Origin of the sequence: Heliorestis convoluta (genome assembly GCF_009649955.1) — a bacterium.
In the GTDB taxonomy this organism is placed as follows: Bacteria; Bacillota; Desulfitobacteriia; order Heliobacteriales; family Heliobacteriaceae; genus Heliorestis; species Heliorestis convoluta.
Map to the genome: position 1 here is coordinate 2491938 of NZ_CP045875.1, position 22304 is coordinate 2514241.

Annotated in this window: 24 protein-coding genes; 22 read left to right on the plus strand and 2 right to left on the minus strand. The window is 43.8% G+C overall.

Annotated features, from left to right (window positions below; genetic code table 11):
• Window positions 1-46 precede the first annotated feature (46 nt).
• The 11 genes from mfd to FTV88_RS11980 all read left to right on the plus strand — a co-directional run bounded on the left by mfd (window position 47) and on the right by FTV88_RS11980 (window position 11997).
• Window positions 47-3688, plus strand: a complete 3642-nt coding sequence (gene mfd / locus FTV88_RS11930; protein WP_153725822.1) for a transcription-repair coupling factor — start codon at window positions 47-49, stop codon at window positions 3686-3688.
• A gap of 160 nt (window positions 3689-3848) precedes the next feature.
• Window positions 3849-4784: a peptidyl-prolyl cis-trans isomerase gene (locus tag FTV88_RS11935; RefSeq protein ID WP_162008024.1), complete on the plus strand. Its 936-nt coding sequence runs from the start codon at window positions 3849-3851 to the stop codon at window positions 4782-4784.
• Window positions 4785-4984: 200 nt separating this feature from the next.
• The gene (spoVT, locus tag FTV88_RS11940) at window positions 4985-5548 is read left to right on the plus strand and encodes a stage V sporulation protein T (protein ID WP_153725824.1); all 564 of its coding nucleotides are present in this window, start codon (window positions 4985-4987) and stop codon (window positions 5546-5548) included.
• 72 nt (window positions 5549-5620) lie between these two features.
• A complete protein-coding gene (locus FTV88_RS11945; RefSeq protein ID WP_153725825.1) occupies window positions 5621-7276 on the plus strand; it encodes a putative polysaccharide biosynthesis protein in 1656 nt (551 codons plus the stop codon).
• A gap of 47 nt (window positions 7277-7323) precedes the next feature.
• Window positions 7324-8865, plus strand: a complete 1542-nt coding sequence (yabN, locus tag FTV88_RS11950) for a bifunctional methyltransferase/pyrophosphohydrolase YabN (RefSeq protein WP_153725826.1) — start codon at window positions 7324-7326, stop codon at window positions 8863-8865.
• A gap of 127 nt (window positions 8866-8992) precedes the next feature.
• Window positions 8993-9271, plus strand: a complete 279-nt coding sequence (locus tag FTV88_RS11955) for an HU family DNA-binding protein (protein WP_153725827.1) — start codon at window positions 8993-8995, stop codon at window positions 9269-9271.
• Between the two features lie 83 nt (window positions 9272-9354).
• Window positions 9355-9621: an RNA-binding S4 domain-containing protein gene (locus FTV88_RS11960; RefSeq protein ID WP_153725828.1), complete on the plus strand. Its 267-nt coding sequence runs from the start codon at window positions 9355-9357 to the stop codon at window positions 9619-9621.
• Window positions 9622-9689: 68 nt separating this feature from the next.
• A complete protein-coding gene (gene yabP, locus FTV88_RS11965) occupies window positions 9690-9977 on the plus strand; it encodes a sporulation protein YabP (protein WP_153725829.1) in 288 nt (95 codons plus the stop codon).
• Window positions 9978-10017: 40 nt separating this feature from the next.
• Window positions 10018-10581 carry a spore cortex biosynthesis protein YabQ gene (gene yabQ, locus FTV88_RS11970; RefSeq protein ID WP_153725830.1) on the plus strand — a complete coding sequence of 188 codons (564 nt, stop codon included), beginning with the start codon at window positions 10018-10020 and terminating at the stop codon, window positions 10579-10581.
• A 95-nt stretch (window positions 10582-10676) separates the two neighbouring features.
• Entirely contained in the window at window positions 10677-10982 is a 306-nt protein-coding gene (locus tag FTV88_RS11975; RefSeq protein ID WP_153725831.1) for an FtsB family cell division protein, read from the plus strand.
• A gap of 97 nt (window positions 10983-11079) precedes the next feature.
• Complete coding sequence (locus FTV88_RS11980; RefSeq protein ID WP_162008026.1) at window positions 11080-11997, plus strand: Ppx/GppA phosphatase family protein; 918 nt, start codon at window positions 11080-11082, stop codon at window positions 11995-11997.
• 5 nt (window positions 11998-12002) lie between these two features.
• Here the strand turns inward: FTV88_RS11980 and FTV88_RS11985 are convergent, their stop codons facing one another.
• On the minus strand, window positions 12003-12770 hold the full coding sequence (locus FTV88_RS11985; RefSeq protein WP_153725833.1) for a type 1 glutamine amidotransferase: 768 nt from the start codon (window positions 12768-12770) through the stop codon (window positions 12003-12005).
• 18 nt (window positions 12771-12788) lie between these two features.
• Window positions 12789-14192 carry a Mur ligase family protein gene (locus FTV88_RS11990; RefSeq protein ID WP_153725834.1) on the minus strand — a complete coding sequence of 468 codons (1404 nt, stop codon included), beginning with the start codon at window positions 14190-14192 and terminating at the stop codon, window positions 12789-12791.
• Window positions 14193-14488: 296 nt separating this feature from the next.
• Here FTV88_RS11990 and hemA point away from each other — a divergent pair, with 296 nt between their 5' ends.
• From hemA to bchG, 11 genes are all read left to right on the plus strand, one after another.
• Window positions 14489-15832 (plus strand): glutamyl-tRNA reductase, encoded by a 1344-nt coding sequence (gene hemA / locus FTV88_RS11995; RefSeq protein WP_243137129.1) that lies wholly within the window; start codon window positions 14489-14491, stop codon window positions 15830-15832.
• A 251-nt stretch (window positions 15833-16083) separates the two neighbouring features.
• Window positions 16084-16554: a c-type cytochrome gene (locus FTV88_RS12000; protein WP_153725835.1), complete on the plus strand. Its 471-nt coding sequence runs from the start codon at window positions 16084-16086 to the stop codon at window positions 16552-16554.
• A gap of 439 nt (window positions 16555-16993) precedes the next feature.
• Window positions 16994-17212: a hypothetical protein gene (locus FTV88_RS12005; RefSeq protein WP_153725836.1), complete on the plus strand. Its 219-nt coding sequence runs from the start codon at window positions 16994-16996 to the stop codon at window positions 17210-17212.
• Complete coding sequence (locus FTV88_RS12010; RefSeq protein ID WP_153725837.1) at window positions 17212-17664, plus strand: QcrA and Rieske domain-containing protein; 453 nt, start codon at window positions 17212-17214, stop codon at window positions 17662-17664. The genes FTV88_RS12005 and FTV88_RS12010 overlap by 1 nt, the downstream gene beginning before the upstream one ends.
• 2 nt (window positions 17665-17666) lie before the next feature.
• Complete coding sequence (locus tag FTV88_RS12015; protein ID WP_153725838.1) at window positions 17667-18308, plus strand: cytochrome b N-terminal domain-containing protein; 642 nt, start codon at window positions 17667-17669, stop codon at window positions 18306-18308.
• Window positions 18309-18320: 12 nt separating this feature from the next.
• Window positions 18321-18716 carry a cytochrome b family protein gene (locus FTV88_RS12020; RefSeq protein ID WP_153725839.1) on the plus strand — a complete coding sequence of 132 codons (396 nt, stop codon included), beginning with the start codon at window positions 18321-18323 and terminating at the stop codon, window positions 18714-18716.
• Window positions 18717-18769: 53 nt separating this feature from the next.
• Window positions 18770-19471 carry a c-type cytochrome gene (locus tag FTV88_RS12025; protein WP_153725840.1) on the plus strand — a complete coding sequence of 234 codons (702 nt, stop codon included), beginning with the start codon at window positions 18770-18772 and terminating at the stop codon, window positions 19469-19471.
• Between the two features lie 52 nt (window positions 19472-19523).
• On the plus strand, window positions 19524-19784 hold the full coding sequence (locus tag FTV88_RS12030) for a hypothetical protein (RefSeq protein ID WP_153725841.1): 261 nt from the start codon (window positions 19524-19526) through the stop codon (window positions 19782-19784).
• A gap of 137 nt (window positions 19785-19921) precedes the next feature.
• Window positions 19922-20395, plus strand: coding sequence for a TspO/MBR family protein (locus tag FTV88_RS12035; RefSeq protein WP_153725842.1), 474 nt, complete (start codon window positions 19922-19924; stop codon window positions 20393-20395).
• A gap of 130 nt (window positions 20396-20525) precedes the next feature.
• On the plus strand, window positions 20526-21116 hold the full coding sequence (gene bchJ / locus FTV88_RS12040; protein WP_153725843.1) for a bacteriochlorophyll 4-vinyl reductase: 591 nt from the start codon (window positions 20526-20528) through the stop codon (window positions 21114-21116).
• 165 nt (window positions 21117-21281) lie between these two features.
• Complete coding sequence (bchG, locus tag FTV88_RS12045; protein ID WP_153725844.1) at window positions 21282-22214, plus strand: (bacterio)chlorophyll synthase; 933 nt, start codon at window positions 21282-21284, stop codon at window positions 22212-22214.
• Window positions 22215-22304: the final 90 nt, after the last annotated feature.

Sequence of the window (22304 nt, forward strand, 5' to 3'; positions counted from 1 at the left end):
CCATTATGGTGCATACGATGGGTCTGGGGGAGAGAGGAGAGAGAGAATGATCCAAGAGTTGCATCGAGGCAACCTTTTTGAGTATATGGCTCATACAGCAGAATTTCAGCGCCTCTGGGCTTTGTGGGCTGGGAAATCAAAAGCCTACAGTGTAGTAGGCCTTTCTACGAGCCAGAAGACATTGTTGATGGCGACGATGGTTCGTCAGTCAAGTAGACCTCTTTTTGTGGTTACCTATAGTGCTTATCAGGCGAAAAAGATGATAGAGGATTTACAGACTTTTTTGCCTGATGAGGAAATCTTATTCTTCCCAGCTACTGAAGTAATGCCTTATGAGGTTCTTTCTTCGAGTCATGAATTGGCGACACAAAGGCTCAGGGTGTTAACGCGCTTGGCACGCAAAGAGCCTGTTACGGTGGTAACGACTGTCGATGCTCTGCTCAAAAAGCTGGTTCCACCAAGAGTTATGGAACGAAGCCTGCTATCTTTTTCCTGTGGTCAGATCATGAATATTGGTAATATTGTGTCAGAACTTCATGATTTAGGCTATGAGCGGGCACCTCTCGTGGAGCGGCGAGGACAATTTTCCTTGCGTGGTGGGATTTTGGATATTTATCCCATGAACCAGGAAGTGCCGGCGCGCATTGAGTTTTTTGATGATGAAGTTGATACGATTCGGATTTTCGATCTTGACTCACAGCGTTCTCAAGAAAAAGTATCTTTTTACGAAATCGGACCGGCTCGTGAAATGCTATTGTCCACTCGGGAACGAGAAGAAGGTCGATGTCGCCTTCAGGCAGAGACAAAAAGCGTCATCGAGAAACTTTTAGAGAAAAAACAAGAAGAAGCGGCGGCGCGATTGCAGGAAAAAATGGAGTCCTATGTGGCACAGCTAGAAGCCGGTATCTGGGTAGAAGGTATGGAACAATTTCAGAACTTTTTCTACCCCGATCAAGTCACTTTGCTTGATTACGCACATCCTGAAAGCTTGCTCTATTGGGACGAGCCGATGCGTATGGAAGAGTCAGCTGAGGCAAAGGGAAAAGAAATTGAAGAAACATTTATCCATTTGTTAGCAGCAGGAGGCGCTTTACCAGTACAGCAGACCAACTATCTTACCTATCAAGATATCATGGCTCATCTTAAGGGAAAAGCGCTTTTCTTTCTTTCTTTGTTGCCTAAAAAGATTGCTACGGTAAAGCTGGAGAATACGATCCATTTCACAGGCAAAACAATGCATTCTTTTATGGGCAAATTGAATATGCTGGCTGAGGAGCTTCAAGGTTTTCGGCAAAAGAAATATGCTACTGTCTTGGTGGTAGCAACAAAGGCAAGGCAAAGTCACGTAATCCAAGTATTGCGCGACTATGGCGTGGAAAGCTACGCTTTGGGAGCGATTGATGACACTTTAGAGCCCGGAACGATTGCTGTCGTTGTGGGTGCCTTAGAAGGCGGCATGGAGTTGCCCCAGAGTAAGTTGCTTGTAATTACAGATAGTGAGATTTTTGGGCGAGAGAAAAAAGCAAGAAAGACGAAGAAAAGTCGAGAAGGTGCTAAGATAGATTCATTTCTCGATCTTTCAGTCGGTGATTATGTCGTTCATGTCAATCATGGGATTGGTCGCTACGTTGGCGTAGAAAAGCTTGTTGTCGGTGGCTTTCATAAAGATTACTTGGTTGTTAAGTATGCCGGAGAAGATCGACTTTACGTTCCTACGGAGCAAGTCCATTTAATTCAAAAATACGTCGGTGCCGAAGGGGTCGCGCCGAAAGTGTATCGTCTCGGCGGGAACGACTGGCAAAAAGTAAAGAATAAAGTGAAAGAGTCTGTCCGAGAGATGGCTGGAGAGCTGTTAAAGCTTTATGCAGCACGAGAGAGCCAGAGAGGGACCGCTTTTTCTTCTGATACGTCATGGCAGCGAGAGTTTGAAGAAAGCTTTATGTACGAAGAGACGCCTGATCAGCTTCGCTCAATCGAAGAAGTAAAAAAGGATATGGAGAAGATAAAGCCCATGGATCGCTTGCTTTGTGGTGATGTGGGCTATGGCAAAACAGAAGTAGCCATTCGAGCTGCTTTTAAAGCCGTCTGTGATAACAAACAAGTGGCCATTTTAGTTCCGACGACCATATTAGCGCAACAACATTACAATACTTTTCGGGAGCGGTTTCGCAATTACCCTGAGATTCAAGTAGAAATGCTTTCTCGATTCCGCTCGGCCAAAGAACAAAAAGCAACGATTGAAGGCTTGAAACTAGGTACTGTTGATGTGGTGATAGGCACCCACCGACTTGTATCGAATGACATTCGCTTTAAAGATCTAGGTCTTTTAATTATTGATGAAGAGCAGCGATTTGGTGTAGCCCATAAAGAGAAAATTAAACAACTGCGTACCAATGTGGATGTACTAACTTTATCGGCTACGCCCATACCAAGGACACTCCATATGTCCTTAGTCGGTCTTCGCGATATGTCTACCATTGAAACGCCGCCAGAAGATCGTTATCCCGTTCAAACCTATGTGGTCGAGCATAGTTATGAGATGATTCGAGAAGCCATTCGTCGTGAATTAGGACGTGGTGGTCAAGTTTATTATGTGCGCAATCGTGTGGAAGATCTCGATCGGATTGTACGAGATTTGAATAAGCTTGTTCCCGAAGCTCGAATTGCAATAGGTCATGGTAAGATGCGGGAAGATCAACTTGAGCAGGTTATGATGGACTTTTTAGAAGGGGAATATAATGTTCTCGTCTGTACAACGATTATCGAAACAGGGCTCGATGTTCCCAATGTGAATACCTTGATCGTAGATGGTGCTGATATGATGGGACTGTCCCAGCTATACCAGTTGCGAGGTCGTGTAGGTCGCTCTAACCGATTGGCTTATGCCTATTTTACCTACAGAAAAGATAAAGTGCTGACGGAAGTGGCTGAAAAGCGCTTGCACGCGATTCGGGAGTTTACCGAACTTGGTTCCGGTTTTAAGATTGCCATGCGCGATCTGGAAATTCGAGGTGTGGGCAATTTGCTGGGCCCTGAGCAGCATGGACAGATGGTATCAGTTGGTTTTGATTTGTATTGTCGCCTGCTAGAGGAGGCGATTCAGGAGTTAAAAGGAGATAATGGAGAGAAAAAGGAAGAACTGTCAGAGTTGACGTTGGAACTGAAAGTGGATGCTTTCATTCCAGATAGCTATATCGCTGATTCTGCCTCAAAAGTGCAGATTTACAAACGCTTGTTATCCCTACGAAAACTAGAAGACGTGGATGCACTTGAAGAAGAGCTCATCGATCGCTATGGTGATTTACCGGATTCTGTCCATAACCTGGTTCTGCTTAGCAAAGTTAGGGTGCGAGGTGCCTTGGTGTCTCTTGCTTCAATCCATCAGTCAAAAGATTCTTTGAGTCTCCGCTTTTTGCCGCAGGCACAGTTAAACAGTATGGCCATTGCAGAAGTATTGAAGCTAGACCGAAAAATCAAGTTTTCCAATGGTGGATATGAAATGTTGCTAAAAACAACAGCCCTGCAGGGGCGGGAAATCCTGCTACTACTCGATAAAATGATTGCTGCCTTGCATAAAGGGCTTGAAAAAGCTTCTTCGACGGAGCAAGCTGCCTCAATGGAACAAAAAGTTGCTTCCGTTCCAAAAGCAGCAGCGACATCGACTCTTGTGTGGCCACCGTCGCGGTAAAGGAAGGAATCGCAATTCTTGCGTTCAGTCTGAAGGAAAATTTCTACTTTTTAAGCAACAAAAACACCCAACGAAGGCTGGGTGTTTTTTACATTTTGCTTGCTGCACCAGTTTAAGAATGTTATAATCGTTGCAATAGTGAAGAAAGGGGCAAGAATTGTTGAAAAAATATTTACGGCTTTATATGGGTGTTCTTATAGCACTCCTATCGTTAACTTTGTTAGCAGGCTGTTCTGGAAACTCTGTAGTTGCAACTGTGAATGGAGAATCGTTGTATCGCCATGAGCTAGACAAGCGTGTGGATCGTTACAAAATGGAATTGGCGGCCCGTGGTGTTACGGAAAATAACAAAGACATGATCGCTATGATGGAACAGCAAGAGCTAGAGCGTATGATTGAAGAAAAGCTTTATGAACAAGAAGCGATTAAATTGAATATTCAAGTTACTGATGAGCAAGTAGAAGAAGAATTGGCAAAAGAGAAGATGCGCTTTCAGTCAGAAGAAGAATATTTAGCAGCTCTTCAACAAGTTGAGCTGACAGATCAAGAATTCAGAGAAATTATTCGAGAAGGCATTATGCTCTATGAGCTTTTTGAGCATATTACGGCAGATATAGAAGTATCTGAAGAAGATATGCGACAATATTATGAGGCTCACCCTGAAAAGTTTGTAGAGCCAGAGCAAGTGGAAGCTTCTCATATTCTAGTTGAATCAGAAGAAGAAGCAAGGGAGATTATTGCTCAACTGAGAGCGGGCGCTAATTTTGCCCAGTTGGCCAAGGATACGTCAATTGATCAAGTATCTGGTGAAAGAGGTGGCGAATTGGGCTTTTTCACTAGAGAAGACATGGTAGAAGAATTTGCCAACGCTGCCTTCTCTTTGAACATTGGTCAATACAGCCAAGAACCTGTACCTTCTCTCTTTGGTTATCATATTATTCTTGTGCAAGACAAAAAAGCAGAGAAGAAACTGACTTTTGAGGAAGCAAGAACACAATTGCAGATTGAGCTTCCAACAGAGAAAAAAGTAGAGAAATTTGAAAGCTGGTTCGAACAAGTAAAATCAATGGCTGAAATCGAAAGAAAAATTGCATAGCTTTTTTTCTATCCCCGGATAATTTTTAGAGTTATTCGGGGATATACTTTTTATGGGGTAAAGAGTCATCGATCCATTGATTTGGTGAGGTGCAGTGATGGCATCTCAATGGAAAAAAATGAATAACCCTTTGAGGTGAGATATATACTATCACTGAACCGCACCCCGATAAAGGCCCAAAAAGGAGGGATGGGAAAGGGATGAAAGCAACGGGCATCGTACGGCGAATCGATGATCTCGGTCGCGTTGTAATTCCAAAGGAAATACGTAGAACCTTACGTATCCGTGAAGGTGATCCCTTAGAGATTTTCGTTGACCGTGAAGGCGAAGTTATCTTAAAGAAGTACTCGCCCATTGGAGAATTAGGGGATTTTGCAAAGGAATATGCTGACTCCTTAAGTGAGGCCACGGGGCATATTGCTTGTATTGCCGATCGAGATAATATAATCGCTGTGGCAGGAGCTCCGAAAAAAGAGTTCCTTGGAAAACCGATAGGTCCTGCAGTGGAACGAGTCATGGAAGAGCGTAAAGCTGTACTCATCCATAAACCTGGCGAGCATACCCATTGCAAAGGTTGTCCATCGACAGAAGAAGAAATGGACTGTAAGTTTACGGCTGAAGTCATTGCGCCAATTATTGCAGAAGGCGATCCTATAGGAGCTGTTCTTTTGGCTTCCAAAGATCCCAATGCGAAAATGGGAGATATGGAGATCAAGCTTGCTGAAACGGCTGCTGGTTTTCTAGCAAAGCAAATGGAGCAGTAGCTTTTTCTGATCGGAAAAGTGGAGTGCGAAAGCATAACCTTGGGGTTATGCTTTGCCGCGTTATCGGGGGTGATGCCCATCAGCTCATGGTGGTCTTCGACAGGTAGCCGACGCTTGTTGACGGGAGCTTTGTGGCTCACGGCAGCAGGTGTGATTAGCAAGTTTCTAGGTGCTTTTTATCGAATACCGCTGGCTCGAATTTTAGGTCCTGAAGGTGTGGGTCTTTACCAGATGGCCTATCCTCTTTATACGATGGTGCTCAATCTTGCGACAGCCGGTCTGCCTGTAGCAATTTCCGTTCTTGTGGCTCGAAAATCAGCACAGGGAGATCATAGCAATGCTCTGCGTATCTTTACAGCTTCCTTCTGGCTTCTTTTTGTCTTGGGTTTAGGTGCTACATATCTTCTCTACATGTATGCTGAAGTACTGGCTGTGCGCATTCTGAAAGATGAACGAGCAATTTACTCGCTCTGGGCTGTAGCACCAGCTATTTTTCTTGCTTCTATGATGGCAGCAATTCGTGGCTATTTTCAAGGTTATCAGCAAATGATGCCGACGGCACTGTCTCAAGTTGCTGAGCAACTAGTACGAGTTGGCACAATCTTGCTTTTAACAATTTTTTTGATGGATAAAGGGATAGAACTAGCCGCTGCCGGCGCGACTTTTGGCGCTGTAACAGGTGGTTTAGCTGGATTGATGGTGTTACTTTTTCTGTTCTATCGTTGGAAAGGCAACCTTTCTTTTCGGAGTTCAGTGTACCACAATGAAATGATCCGAGAAGTGGCCATGACTCGTTCCGAGGCTTTGCAAGGAAAATCCAGCTATTTGTCACTATGGAAATCCCTGTTGCTCTTATCTATGCCAATTGCCTTAGGAGGCCTTGTCACGCCAGTTATGCAAACGGTGGATGCTGTATTGATTCCGCGGGGGTTGCAACTGACGGGCTATACAGCACCGGAAGCGGCAGCCATGTTTGGTGAATTTTCAGGGATGGCAACAGTGTTGATTTTTTTGCCAACGATGGTAACAGGTGCTGTAGGCTCTAGTCTTGTTCCTGCCATATCAAGTGCCTGGTCTGCTGGAAATCAGCAGTTGGCGCGGGAAAACTATGTTACAGCATTGCGCTTGGTCACCATTATATCCTGGCCAGCTGCGGTTGGTCTTGCTGTATTGGCACTGCCGATCTGTACGCTTCTCTTTCACGCGCCCGGTGCTGCTAGCTCTTTGACCTGGTTAGCACCGGCTGTTGTATTTACAGCTTTCTACCAAGTGGCTACAGCAGGGCTTCAAGGCATGGGTCGAACTTTTTTCCCTGTTATTGCTCTAGCGCTGGGAGCTTTTATCAAAGGTGCGTTTAACTTATGGGCTTTACCCGTCTATGGTTTAGCTGGAGCGGCCGTAGGAAGCAATGTCGCTTTTGGCTTGGCAGCATTGATGACAGTGAGCTATCTACACTGGCGCAGCCCTTTTGGCTTTTCTTGGCTTTTTACCTTGTTCAAGCCAGCTGTTGCTGCTACAATAATGGGAGTCTATGCGGCTACCATGCTACCTTACCTAACCGATTGGCTCGGTCCCTGGCCTGGGTTACTGCTCGTCGTCTTATCATCGGGTCTGGTTTACTTGATGACGTTGTTGGCTGTTGGTGGCCTAAGAAGCAGCGATCTGGCGGCGTTGCCTAGAGTAGGTCCGAAGCTGGCACAATGGCAACGTAGATTTTGGGGTCGTTGATCTGTTGCGTCCAAAGCAGAAGTTGCATTGTAGGGAGGACTTTGTCTATGGCTCCAGCGATAGAAATAGTTGGATTGGGTGCGGGTTCACCGGGACACTTGACATTGGCCGGCTGGCAGGCCTTGTGCTCTGCTCGCCGTCTTTTTTTGCGCACTCGTATTCATCCTACCGTTGAATATCTGGAAAAAGAGGGCTTGTCATTTCACAGCTTTGACGATCTTTACGAAAAAGCTACTTCTTTTGATACCCTATACGCAGACATAGCGCACATTCTTTGTCAGGAAGCTTTAAAAGGACCCATTACCTTTGCGGTACCAGGTCATCCTTTTGTCGGAGAGCGAGTTGTACCTTTATTGCTCGAAGCGGCAAAAAAAGAAAACCTGGAGGTTTCAATTATTGCAGGCACGAGCTTCCTAGAAGCGATGTACCCACTTTTGCAAATGGATCCGGCCCAGGGCTTTCTTTTGCTCGACGCTTTGGCTCTCCAAGAGGAAGATCTCATGCCTGGAAAAGAAACAATTGTTACGCAGATTCATTCGACCTTCGTTGCTTCTGATGTGAAGTTAACGTTGATGGAGCAATATCCTGATGATCACGAAGTCGTCGTTGTCAGAGCTGCCGGTGTTGAGGGACTAGAAAAAGTGGCCAAGCTTCCATTGTATGAACTTGATCACCTCTCTTGGATCGATCATCTCACATCGCTCTATGTGCCGTCATTGCCTGCAAGGATTTTCGATAAGGGAAAAAAGCAGGATGATCTGGTACATCGGGAAAGCTCTGTCAGGCCTCTTATGGATGTAATGAAGACATTACTAGGGCCTGAAGGATGTCCCTGGGATAGAAAGCAGACGCATCAATCTTTGAAGCCTTATCTAATAGAAGAAGCCTATGAAGTATTGGAAGCAATTGATGAAAAAGATCCGCAAAAGCTGCAAGATGAATTGGGCGATCTATTGTTACAAGTCCTTTTCCATGCTTTGTTGGCTACTGAAAAAGGACACTTTGGTATGGGCGATGTTGTTCAGTCTATCACCGAGAAAATGATACGACGCCACCCTCACGTCTTTGGCAACGTGCAAGTCAGTGGTGCCGATGAAGTACTTCTGAACTGGGAAGCGATTAAAGCGCAAGAAAAAGGTCAGGGAGAGAAAGAAAAGGGTCAACCTTCTCTGTTAGATGCTTTGACTGTGACGCTTCCGGCTTTACTAAGAGCGGAAAAAGTACAAAAAAAAGCGTCTGTTGTAGGTTTTGACTGGATAGACTGGCAGGGGCCTCGTGACAAAGTGATGGAAGAGTGGAAAGAGCTAGTAGAAGCCGTTGACCTTGGCGATGAAAAAGCTTGTCAAGAGGAACTGGGCGATCTTCTTTTTGCTGTTGTAAATATAGCTCGCTTTTTGAAAGTAAACCCAGAAGAAGCTTTGCAACGGACAACTGATAAATTTATAAGAAGATTTCAATATATAGAGGATGTATGTAGAAAAGAAGGGAAAACAATGTCTTCTTGTTCCCTTGCTGAGCTTGATCAAAAGTGGGAAGAAGCAAAAAGAAGAGAGAAAATGGACAAGAACCAGACCAAAAGAGAGAAATAATTACAGAAAAATGACTCTCTGAGGAATATCTTTCCTGAATATGTCGAAAATATTAATAAACCCTGAAGGAAAAGAAGGGTTTGCAGCGAATACTCATACGAACATTTCAAAGCTAGGAGGGGTTTGGGTGAACAAGACCGAGTTAATCAGTGCGGTCGCTGAGAAAACCCAACTATCGAAGAAAGATACGGAAAAAGCAATCAATGCCTTCTTTTCAGTCGTAGAAGAGTCCTTAAAAGCTGGTGATAAAGTGCAGCTTGTTGGTTTCGGAACTTTTGAAACACGGGAAAGAAGTTCTCGCACAGGCAGGAATCCTCATACAGGGGAAACTATCACAATTGATGCTTCTGTTGTACCTGCTTTTAAAGCCGGTAAAACATTAAAGGATGCTATTGCTTCTAAGTAATTTTTTTGGGTAGATAGGTATCTTGTCATGCAGGACAATCAGGTTTCCCGTGGGAACCTGATTTTTGATCGTGAGGTGTTTTTTTGCGGATCGATAAGTTTCTAAAAGTATCTCGAATTATCAAAAGGCGAACGCTGGCCAAAGAAGTCTGTGATGGTGGACGTATACAGGTAAATGGTCGTCCTGCCAAAGCCGGCACAGAGATTAAAGTCGGCGATCGCGTTGTGATTCAATTTCCGCGAAAGCGTTTAGAAATAGAGATTAAAGCAGTAAAGGACAGTGCCCGTGTAGAAGAGGCGCCAACCCTTTATGAGGTTTTGCAAGAAGAATTTACATCGGAAACTGAATAAGGTTCTACTGAATAAGCCTGCCCACATATTCATGTTGGGGAGGCTTATTCAGTGGAGGGGGGAAAGGAATGAACGATCGAGCAGTCAAGCATGGCTTCGTTGTGTCAGAGCGTAAAAGCATTCAAATTGAAGGGGTAACACAAGTTGGTGCTTTTGATGAGGAAGAGATCTATCTGGTAACTCTGGGTGGACCTTTGTTGCTAAAGGGAGAAGGTTTACAGATTACGCAGCTTAATTTAGATGATCAAATCCTTGCTGTGGAAGGGTATATAAAGTCGGTGCAGTACTTAGAAGAGAATTCCCCCCAGAATTATAAACAGAAAGGCAAGAATCTGATCAGTAGGTTATTACGATGAACTTTTTCATCCCTGTAGAAGGCGAGGGGAGGGTTGAGAGGTGACACCTCTGGCCCAGCAGATTTATGATTTTCTATTGTCTTCTGTAGGGGGTGTGATAATAGGTGCTGGCTTTGATCTCTATCGCACCCTCATTCGGGTAGGATATCGTCGTTGGTGGGTCGCTCTAGCCGATGTGATCATTTGGCTCATGGGTGCCTTGCTTTTCTTCTTACTTTTATTCTGGGGAAACTGGGGCGAAATACGAGCTTATGTTTTTTTAGGTCTTGCGACGGGACTGCTTCTTTACTTTCGCTATCTTTCTGGAGAAGTGCGCGCTTTTTGGGAAGGTATGCTGGAGTTGATATTACACATTTTGCGCACCCTTTTTTACGTCCTTACTTTTCCGTTTATTTACTTGTATCAACTACTAGTGCGTGTAGTTCGTTATTTGCTGAAAAAAAGCCATGCCTTTTGGCAATGGTATCTTCGCCGCTGGGGTCGCCCAATAGGGTCTATGGCTAAAAAGATACGTGGAAGGTGGCGCAACTTCTGGCGTACTTGTCGTCAAAAGCTGGGGCGATGGCGGCGAAGACCGCCTGCTGATCCGCCTTCTATGGGATAAGCTTATTTCAAAACTTCGCATTTTTGATACAAATAGAAAAGGGTTTTTTTCCTCTTTATAGAAAAGAGCAATGGTAAATTGTGCTTTGATGCGAGGTGATTGCCCTGAAGAAGACCAGCAAGGCATCCTTTCTATCTCTAAAAAGCCTGCTATTTTTTTTGTTGGTTTTTCTCTTTTTGCTGGCTTCGATTCCGCCTTATCTACAACAACGGCAATTGGTTCAAGAAGCAGAAACGCTGCAAGCAGAGATTGAAGTACTTCGTCAAGAGCGGATGAAGCTAGAACAACATAAAGCTTGGCTCTCTACCGATGAATATGTTGAGCAGGTGGCTCGACAACAACTGGGTTTGGTTAGGCCTGGAGAAGTCGTTATTATTAGAGCTAGAGATGACATGCGATGAGCCTTCTTTGCCGTAGTTTCAGAAAAGCCAAAAAAGCATTTCTACCTTGTACGGAAGGTGGAAATGCTTTTTTTATGAAGAAAGGATGATAGTTCTGTTGGAACATGAAAAACGCTATGGTGCCATTGATATCGGCTCTAACTCCCTTCGCTTTCTCGTCGCATCAGTGCAAGCAGGAAGGCTTCTGCCTTTGTGGAGGCATTTAGAGACGACACGGTTAGGGCAAAAGGTAGACCAAGATGGTAGACTGTCTCCAGAAGCCATCGAGCGAACAATAGAAGCTTTACGACGAGGCCTTGAAGTTATGAAAGAGCAAGCTCTTGCTACGCCTTATATCGCTGCTTTTGCAACAAGCGCTGTTCGAGAGGCAACAAACGGCCAACTTTTTTGTGATAGAGTGCAAAGAGAACTAGGCCTTTCTGTTAAAGTTCTTTCTGGTGAAATGGAAGGGCGCCTTAGTTATGAAGGTGCTTTGGTGATGATGGATTCTAAGAGTCTCGATGGCAAGGTACCCGTTGTTATTGATATTGGTGGTGGCAGCACAGAAGTGGTCTGGTATGACCAATCTTGGTGGAGGAAAAGCCTACCATTAGGAGCCTTGCGGGTTACAGAAAGAAAATGGTCTGCTCGGGAAATTGTACAAGCTTGGCAGCCTCTTACAACAATCTTGCAAGAACAATTGCGGGGAAAAGCTCCACTTCTCGTTGGTGTAGGTGGTACTGTCACGACCTTAGGCGCTATGGTGTTAAAAATGTCTGTCTATGATCCCGACCGAGTTCACGGCACAAGGCTGTCTTTAGAACAAACGAAAAGCTATGCCAAAGAATTGGCGCTTTTGTCGACGGAAGAGCGTAAAAAAATTGCCGGTCTTCAGCCCGAAAGAGCTGATATAATACCGGCAGGTGTAGAGGTGCTTGCTCAATTTATGGAGCATGCAGGCTTTTCTTCTGTTGTAGTTAGTGAAACAGACTTACTCCACCAGGCCTTGTGGGAAATAGCAAAAGGTCGCTGGTAGTGCCTTTAAGAGAAGCGCTTTACAACGGACTGATGGGCTTTCTGCTCCCATAGATCAGGCAAAGGCTCAAGCTGGCCTTTGCCATATTTGCGTTCTAGTGCTTTGGTAAGGAGCCAATCAGCAAAAGCGGGATTTTTCGGCAAGATGGGACCATGGAGATAGGTACCCACAGCGTTTTTATAGATGGCACCTTCTCCTTTGTCCTGGCCGTTGTTGCCATGGCCTGCTATTATTTGGGCCAAAGGTACTGTTGTCTCGCTAGAGCCTAAGTAGGTTTTACCAGAGTGATTTTCGAAGCCTACTAAAGTGATGTTGGGACCAAGCAGAGGAATTCGAGCAACTACATTTCCGATTAAACGGTTTTTTCCAGCTTCTGTCCAAGCATCAAAGAGACCAAGACCAGGCATTTCATCGCCTTCTTGTGTTTTGTAGTATTTTCCAAGTAGTTGATAGCCACCACAAACGGCGAGCAAGGGCAGACCTTCTTCTGTGGCTTCGACCAATGCGGGACCTTTGTAAGCTTTAAAATCTTGAAAAAGAAGTGTTTGTTCTCTGTCGGAGCCTCCGCCCATAAAGACGATGTCGATGGTGGAAAAGTCAACTTTGTCGCCCAAAGAAGCTTGAACGATGGTAAACTCAATATGACGCCATTGGCATCGACGCGATAAAGCAATGATGTTGCCACGATCTCCATACAAATTTAACAAATCAGGGTAGAGATGAAGCAACTGTAGGGATACTTTTTTCTCCGTTGTAAGGGGGGTTGCTATCATGATACACCACGCTTTCCCTTATTCTTCCCAGTACTTAGGAGAGTAACCCAGGCGGGTTAGCGTTGTTTTGGCAGCTAGCAATGCTGTGTAAGTAGGAAGGATATACAAAGTTTCACCAGGACCTGTAGCTTCGATCGTGCTGGCAATGGCTTCATCGATACTCGCAATGAATTGAATTTTCTGGGCAGGCAGTCCGGCGTAGGAAAGTCGGAGAGCCATGTCTTCTCCCCGAAGGCCCGAAGTGGCGATGCTCTGGAGTTGAGGGGCAATTTGCTCTAAGCTCTCAAAATCAGCATCCCAAAGCCAGGAAATGTCGCGACCATCGGCGGCGTTATCTTGAATCATAATGAGCAATCGCTTGGGTCCTTCATTTTGTCGGAGCGTTCGAATCACTTCATCACAACCGGTAGGATTTTTGATTAAAGCTAGAAAAGCTTTCCGCTCAGCACCGATGTCAAGGCGCTCCATTCTCCCGAAATTGGTACGATACCCCTCAAGGCCCATTTGCATCGAACTTTGGGTTGTCTTCATATGGGATGCTGCAGCGATAGCTGCCAAAGCGTTGTAAATGTTGTAAAAACCAGGGGTCGATAAAGTGATGGAAAGAAGCCCTTGTGGCGTTTCCAGGGAAAAGCTAGAGCCTTCTTCGCCTTTTAATTCGATGTCAGTAATACGCACTTGCGGTTTTGGTCGTTGGAAGCCACAATGTGGACAGTGGTAATGACCAAGTTGACCAAAATAGTACCATTCATACTGTAGCGGTTTGCCGCAGAGGCGACAAAAGCGAGTTTCAGCCGATTGTGACATATCCTTATTGCCATAAGAGCGGCTTTCAATACCGTAGTAGAGAATCGGTCCTCGGTGTTTAACACCTAGAGAAGCTACAAGCGGATCATCTGCATTTAAGATAATAAGTGATTGGGGAGGGAGCTTTTGAAGTGATTTCTTAACAAGCTCTACTGTTTTATCCAATTCACCAAAGCGATCCAGTTGATCTCGAAAAAAGTTCGTAACCACAACAGCTCGAGGTTTTACTTCTTCTGTTAGAGAAGGGACTGTAGCTTCGTCGACTTCAATAATCCCTAAGTCGCTGCCAATCTGACCACCGACAGAGGCCGATTGAATAAAAGCTGTTGTAATGCCGCTGATCAAGTTAGCGCCGGCTCGATTGTGCGTCAGTGTTAGGCCTGCTTTTTCCATAATGGCGGCAAGCATTTTGGATGTTGTCGTTTTCCCATTGGTACCTGTAACGACAATGGCTCCTTTTTTTAATTGACTCGCTAGGGAGGATAACATTTGTGGGGCAATTTTACGACCGACCATGCCGGGTAGGGATGTGCCGCCATGACCGATATGACGATTGACCGTAATAGCTACCTTTCCCAGCCATAAAGCTGTAAGAAGTCGAGGAGAAGGGAACAAAAAGTCACCTCCTAAGTGAATTGCTATTGGTATGAAATATTTCTTCTCGCATTATAAGTATTATAGCACTTTTTTGATTAGACAAACGGATAGAGGATTCTAAAAAGGTTTTTACTACATAGATAAAACAAAGACATAAAAAACATTATTAATATTTTCCCTTACACTCTTCCATCACAGTGCACTATTTAGTAAAATAGTAACAAGCGCATATGGAGTCCTGACCTGCAATGTTACATGGTACACTTGTTCCTGGGAAAGCCTTGGCGTTGGGATGAAAATTCCTCAATGAGAGGGTGGAGCCATTGTTTATCCTCGTCGTTGGATTGAACCACAAGTCAGCCACTGTGGAGATCCGCGAAAAGCTATCTTTTTCAGAAAACGAAATATGTGACGCGTCTATTCAGTTAAGGGAAGAAAAGTCAATTGAAGGTTGCTGTATCTTATCTACTTGCAACCGTACGGAGATTTATGCCGCCTGCACCGATCTCGAAAGAGGACTGGCCTCTGTAAAAAAGTTTCTCTTAGACCGAGGAGAGCTTTCGAGTGAAGAGTTTAGTCGCTATTTCTACGTTCATACTTTGTATGATGCCATTCGCCATCTTTTCCGTGTAGCGTCAGGTCTGGACTCTATGGTTCTTGGAGAGACCCAAATTCTTGGACAGGTACGAACAGCCTATCAGAGAGCTTGTAGTGAGAAAGTAAGCAATGGAATTATCAATACATGGTTCCAACAAGCTATTACGGTAGGAAAGCGAGTTCGCACCGAGACCGGAATCGACCAATTGCCTGTATCGACTTCTTATACGGCCGTTGAATTAGCACGTCAGGTTTTTGGCGATCTATCAGGTTGCAATGCTATGGTCTTAGGAGCCGGCAAAATGAGTGAGCTTACGCTGAAGCACCTAGTTGCGCAGGGTGTACAGAAAATCCTCATTGCCAATCGCTCCATCGAAAAAGCAGAAGAACTGGCATCACGTTGTGACGGAGAAGCCATTCCTTTTTCGCAAGTCTATGAGCGTATGAGTGAAGCTGATATCGTCATTTCCTGTACTGCAGCAACCCATTACGTGATTCGTCGTTCTTTTGTTGAAGAAGTAATGGACAGGCGAGCCCAGAAACCGATGTTCCTTATTGACATTGCTGTACCCCGTGACATTGACCCAGAAGTAGCCCAGGTATCAGGTGTCCATCTCTATGACATTGATGATTTGCAAAATGTAATTGATCAGAATTTAGAAGCGCGGCGCAAGGCAGCCATTGAAGCGGAAAATATTATTAATAAAGAAATTCATCAGTTTCTCCGCTGGTTGAACTCATTATTTGTTATTCCTACTATTATTGCCTTGAAAAGCAAAGGTAACGAGATCAAAGAAAAAGAACTGAATCGTGCTCTTTCCAAGTTAAAAAACCTTTCCGAGAAAGAGAAGAAAGTTGTAAGTTCTTTGGCCAGTTCCATTGTAAATCAGTTGATTCATGATCCCATTACGCAAATTCGTCAATATGCTGCAATGCCGGAAGGGCACTTGTATTCTGAGATCTTACAGAATTTGTTCTGCCTTGATGTGCCAGGACAACGTCAAAAGCACGTGGGACATCGTAAGCAAGAATATGTCGAAAAAATTCGCTGTCACGGATAATTACGAAGGTTTTCGATTGACTTTGTTATCACATAGGAAAAAGGTTTGGTAACTTCTTGCTAGCAATGAGATTGTATGCACATTTATAAGAAAAATTTTTAACAAAACGTAAAAATAGCATTAACAAAGATCTAGTAACGATTTTGCTTGAAAAACAGCTTTTTTTGCGTAAAATGGACACTCTAGACTATTGACTGTATATAAAGAAAGAAATTACAATTAATATTGAACTATATAGAGGGGGTGAAGTAGTGAAAAAACTACAACTGATTGGTCTAACTGGTATTCTTGGTCTTTCCATGGTAGCGCTTACTGCTTGTGGAGGTTCCACGCCAGCACCGGCTCCTCAAGATGAAGAAGAGGTTATTGAGGTGCCAGCGGAAGAGGAAGCTGCTGAAGAGACTGCAGAAGAAGCTGAGGAAGCTGCAGAGGAAGCTGCAGAAGAAGGCGCTAGCCAAGTATCAGCTGCTGACTTAGAAAAAGGCAAAGCACTGTACATGGGAAGAGCAGCTTGTATCGCTTGTCATAAGCTAGGTGACGAAGGCCTTGTTGAGATCGGTCCTAACTTGGGTGATACTGGATCCAAGTTCACATCTGAAGAATTGGTGCAAATCATGATTGATCCTTCAGGTATGGGTCTAGACGCTTCAATGCCACCTGCGCCTATGCTAAACGATGAAGAGAAGAAGCTTGTTGCTGACTTCTTAGCATCTCTGAAGTAGCTTGCTTTCCTCTTGCGTACAGGGGAATACATAGCGATAGTTTTATTGATTAGTAAAGATGCCCCTACGGGGGCTCTTTTTTGTTCCCCTTAGAACGTGGAAATATAATCCTGAAAAATCGTTAGACCATGAGAAACAACCGCTTAAAGTCTAAAAATACTGAATACGTTGCAGCACTTTTGTTAATGGTCTATACATAAAATAAATAACGTGTTATTATACCATCGCGGGAAAATTTTATCTCATTAGGCATAGCATAGACCAAGCCTGTATATGTAGATTTTCGCTGCACAATGAACTTTACTCAACACACTGCTACCCCGGCGATCCGTTTATTCCACATTGTGTAACGAAAATGCGGGTAATGGAGGTTGCAGCTATGTAATATGGGAGCATGAAGAGTAGTTCAAGAACTTTACTATCAAAAGGAGGGGACATCATGAAAGCACCAGATACTAAGGCGGGTACGATCAACTTGATCTTTCTTTCTGTCATAGCCCTGGTACTGCTTGGGCTCATGTTTCGAAGTTTCATGATGGGCGATTACGACGGAGCAACCATTTATATGGGCTTTTTGTTCATCAACTTTGGACTGGCTCTCTACACCTTTCGAGTGGCAGTCTTTGATGGTACTGGTTATAAGGAGGTCAAAGAATAATGGACAACAATGTATCTAGGAGGAAGTTTCTGGGTGGTTTAATCGCTGTGCCCACAGTAGCTGCACTGGCAGCACCATTGGCGGCTGTAGGTGCTTATGTATATCCTCCAGATTCATTTTTACAACCACCAAAGCCCAAAAAAGTAGGTAACATTGCCGACTTAAAACCTTGGGATTCCATTCAATTTGGCTACAACCAAGCACCTGCTATGGTAATTAAGACAGACACCGATGATGTTGTAGCGTATTATCTAAAGTGCACCCATCTTGGTTGTACTGTAGAAGTTCCACAAGGCAATTTAGATGGACAACAACTGGTTTGTCCTTGTCATGGTGGATATTTTGATCCTCTGGGCAATAACACAGGTGGTCCACCACCGACGCCTCTGAAGCAACTGGCCGTCACCATCGATGAGAACGGCGATATTATCGTTGAAGAAAGGATGGCGTAAGGATGAACTGGCTAGAGGAACGTTTACCGGGTATTGGCAAAGTAGTGAAAGATGTTAAAGAACACCCTGTCCCATCTCACACACTGAATGTTTTTTACTGCTTAGGTGGATTGACGCTTGTTGCATTTATTGTACAAGTTGTGACTGGTGTTTTCCTCGCAATGTACTACAAGCCTACACCAGAAGCTGCTTTTGCCAGCGTTCAAATGATTACCAATGAAGTTCGCTTTGGTTCTATGATGCGCTCTATCCATCACTGGGCTGCTAACTTCATGGTTATCTTCTGCTTCTTGCATATGATGAGAGTCTACTATACAGGAAGCTTTAAGAAGCCCCGTGAAATGAACTGGGTTGCTGGATCTTTCTTGTTTATCCTAACCATTGTTATGGCCTTTACAGGCTACATACTGCCCTATGAGCAACTGTCTTATTGGGGTGCTGTTATCGGTGTTGAAACAGCGGGAGCTTTACCTGTTGTTGGTGAAATGACGAAAATCATGATGCAGGGCGGTATTACCGTTTCTGAAGAGATGCTTAGTCGTTTTTACGTGCTTCATGTTCTTGTCCTACCAGCAATTACAATTGCCTTTTTAGTAGCTCACTTTATTATGATTCGTGTTCAAGGCATCTCTGATCCGATGTAAGGGGGGACGAAAGTGGAAAAGCAAAAAAAGTTTACGATACCTTTTATGCCGACGCATATTACTACTGAAGCGGCTGTAACCATGGTTTTTATTGGGGTCTTGTTGATTATGTCTGGTGCTTTCCCCAAATTGATGCACGCACCAGCAGATCCGCTCGTAACGCCGATGAACTTAAAGCCTGAATGGTATATTCTTTGGGGCTATGCCATCCTTGAAATGGTACCGAATAAACTGTTAGGCGTAATATTGCCTGGGGTCTTGCTTGGTCTGTTAGTTGTTGTGCCATGGTTAGAGAGAAACCCTCATCGTCATCCGAAGAAAAGGGTTTTTGCTGTTACTGTCTTCTCTGCCATGATTGTTCTCGTTGCCATATTGACCTACATCGGCGCAACTATTCAGTTTGGATAAATGTGAAGTAGCTATTTTTTGGCAGTGAGAGATAAGAGCGAGGAGGATTCAAGTTGGACAACCGTAAATTAATTTTGTTTGCTTCATCAGCCCTCCTGCTGGTTGGGTTGCTGATGACCCCGCTTTTGCAAGCAAAGGGTCAGGACTTTCAGGGTTCTCAGATCTATAAGACCTATTGTTATGAGTGTCATGGCGTAGAAGGTCGTGGTATTGATGGGCTACGCACAGCCACATTGAACAATGAAGGTTTCTTAGAAGTAGCTGACGATGATTATTGGGAGAAAACGATTCGCTTAGGTCGAGTTGTTCATGAAATGCCTGGCTTTGGACCGGAAGTTATCACCGATAGACAACTAACCTATCTAGTTGACTATATCCGCTCATGGGCTCCTAATGTGCAACCTATAGAATTCAGTGATGAGGTTATTGCAGGAGATCCTGTGAAAGGGAAAGAATACTATGGTATGCTTTGTGCGGCCTGTCATGGACCGCATGGAGAAGGCCTGCTAGGACCGTCATTGACAGACCCAGCATTTTTAGCTTCTGCGAGCGACAACTTTATTTTGCAATCTACGATCAAAGGTCGCCCAGACACAACGATGCCTGGTTATCCGGATTCACAGGATCTACGCAATGTCGTTGCATTTCTCCGTACTTTTGAAGTGGAATTAGAAGATGGAGAACTGCCTGAAGATCTAGTTCTACCAGGGCAGTTTGTAGAAGAAGAGACTGAAGATGCTGAAGAAGCACAATAATCATTTTTTAATGTAAGATTTATAGGGAAAGCAATCCTTGAGGAGGGGTAGAATGATGAGAAAACTACTGAATTTCTTATTATACTGGAGGAATTTTATTTTCTTATTATTCTATGCCCTCCTTGCTGCTTTTTCTTTTGATCTGGTTATGTCCTATTTTAGGCGATGGTTGCAAGGGGAAAGTGATAGTCTTTTCTTTGCATTGCTTGGATTGGGCGGTTTGATTGTCGGTTGTTATGGTCTTATGCGTTTTATATACCATCAGGATAAAAAGCGAGGTAGATTAAAACGACAAATCCGTTGGTTAGAGTAATTGCTTCCCAACGGATTGTGAGCAGCTAACGCATCTGTTTTTTTGTCGCCTCTTCGGACCACGGATCCAATTCTGTATACTTTATTTTAATTAACTAAGTGCGAAATTACGCGTTAGCAATATCTAGGGGGTCTGAGATGGTTGCAGTTAGAGATCTATTTAAATTAGTGGCGGCGCTTTTGATATGTCTATATGCTAGTTGGCTGGGAGCAAAGTATACATTATCCTCCTTTGTATGGTATCACAACTTGAACAAGCCCTGGTTTAATCCTGCGGCTCATACCTTTGAACCTGTATGGCTTATTCTTTATACGATGATGAGCCTGTCGCTTTTTTTAGTATGGAGACAAAGTCCTCAAAAAGATGTGCGCTTTGCTCTATTCTTATTTGGTCTGCAGCTCGCTCTTAACGTGATGTGGTCTTGGATATTTTTTGGCCTACAATCCCCATTTTGGGCAACTGTCGAGATTGTGCTTCTGATGTTTGTGATCGGAGTCACGATTTTTTACTTTTACCGCTATTCAAAGTGGGCAGCTATTTTACTGGTCCCTTACTTCTTAAGAACAGGTTATGAGGCCCTTTTGACATTTCTAATTTGGAGAATGAATTAGTTGATAAAGCTAGTTATAACTTTTTTAGCGTCTTTGATTACGTAAACTGTTGATCAATCTTAGCTTATCTTGTATAATTCAACCAAATAGACGAATCGGTGCAACCTCATACGATGAGGGTGATTAACTAATGACTATGGATACATCAAAAATTGGTCCTAATTCAATTATCCAAACGGTCAAAGCGTTGCGCGAAGCGCAAGGTGAAGAAAAAGTTCATAAATTGTTACATAATGCAGAATTAGAAAAATATCTTCAAATATTACCATCAGAGATGGTTGATGAAGAAGAATTCATCAGACTGGTACATGCCCTAGTTGAACTTTGTGGGTATGATGTAGCGAAAAAGGTTCTGCGAACTTCCGGGCAGTACACAGGTACATATTTACTTGAAAATAGAATTCCCAGAGTGGCCCAATGGTTGTTTGGAGTGGTGCCTAAATCTGTAGGCATGAATTTATTCCTAAAAGCAATTGGTAAAAACGCTTGGACTTTTGTTGGAAGTGGTAGCTTTACATATCAAGTTCAAGGGAATGAATCGTACATAAAGATTGAGAACTCCATCAATAGCCGTGGGCTTCGTGCAGAAGAGCCGCTCTGCGCTTTCTATACAGGTACATTCGAAAAATTATTTCAAACTCTGATAGACCGGAAACTACAAGTGAATGAAAGTAAATGCATAGCTTGTGGTGACAATTTTTGCTACTTTGAAGTGAAGTAATATCTGAAAATAATACATTTTGACTTTTGGACAGGTGTTCTAAAAGGACAAAGTAGACAATACACTTCAAGCAAGAATGAAGTCACACACATAGGTGAAACAATCATCGCTTCTGAGATGAGGTGTTCGTTCCTATCAGTTTAATGATGGAATGGGAGTGCCGAAATGAGTGTTGAGATAAAAGAGCAAAGCGACAATAGAAAAGCTTTGCAGGAACAAGAAGCCCCTACCTACACACTGTGGCAGATTCGCTTACAATTAACAAAGCCCCTTACTTGGGTTGGTCCTGTCTGGGCCGTTGCAGTTGGTACTGTCGGTGCTGCGCAAGCTGACCTAAGCATTGCAACGATTCTTTGGTCCTTTGCACTTATGTTTTTAATAGGCCCTCTCGTCCTTGGAATGGGACAGTCCATTAATGACTACTATGACGCTGATGTAGATGCTATTAATGAACCCCATCGACCTTGCGCTCGGGAACCTAGATTCAAAGAACTTGCTATAGTTAATGTTTTTGTCTTGGGTATAGCTTCTCTTATTTTGTCTTTTTTCTTTTTTCCGATTGAGATATTTTATCTTGTTGCAGTAGGTCTCCTGGTTGCCTACATCTACAGCGCACCGCCCTTGCGACTAAAGCAAAACGGTTGGTGGGGGAACAGTGCTTGTGCACTAACTTATGTATCGCTACCATGGATTGCTGCGCTTTATCTTTTTGATAGTTTTTCAACAAATCAATTAATTCTTGCTCTCATATATGCGATTGGTTCTCATGGCATGATGACCTTAAATGACTTCAAGAGTGTTGAAGGCGACAAGCGTAGTGGCCTCAAATCAATCGTTGTTTTATATGGTGTAGAAGGTGGACTTAAAGTATTACTCGCCATGATGACAATCTCGCAGCTCTTAGCTGCAGCCTTTGTTGCTTATCATGGTCAATACATAGGTGCAACCATTCTAGTTGTATTGTGGTTAGCACAGTTTCCTTTTCAGCCCAAGCTGAAAAAGGATCCTAAAGCAATGGCGCCCTGGTATAACGCGACAGCCAATAGCTTCTTTATTATTGCTATGATGGTTGCTGCGTATAGCCTTAAACATTTATAACTTTTTGATGGCACTAAATCCTTCCTTATCTTTTACAAGGACTTAGATGCTGTCGGGGTGCAACAAAGCTCATGTGAATGAGCGGAAAAT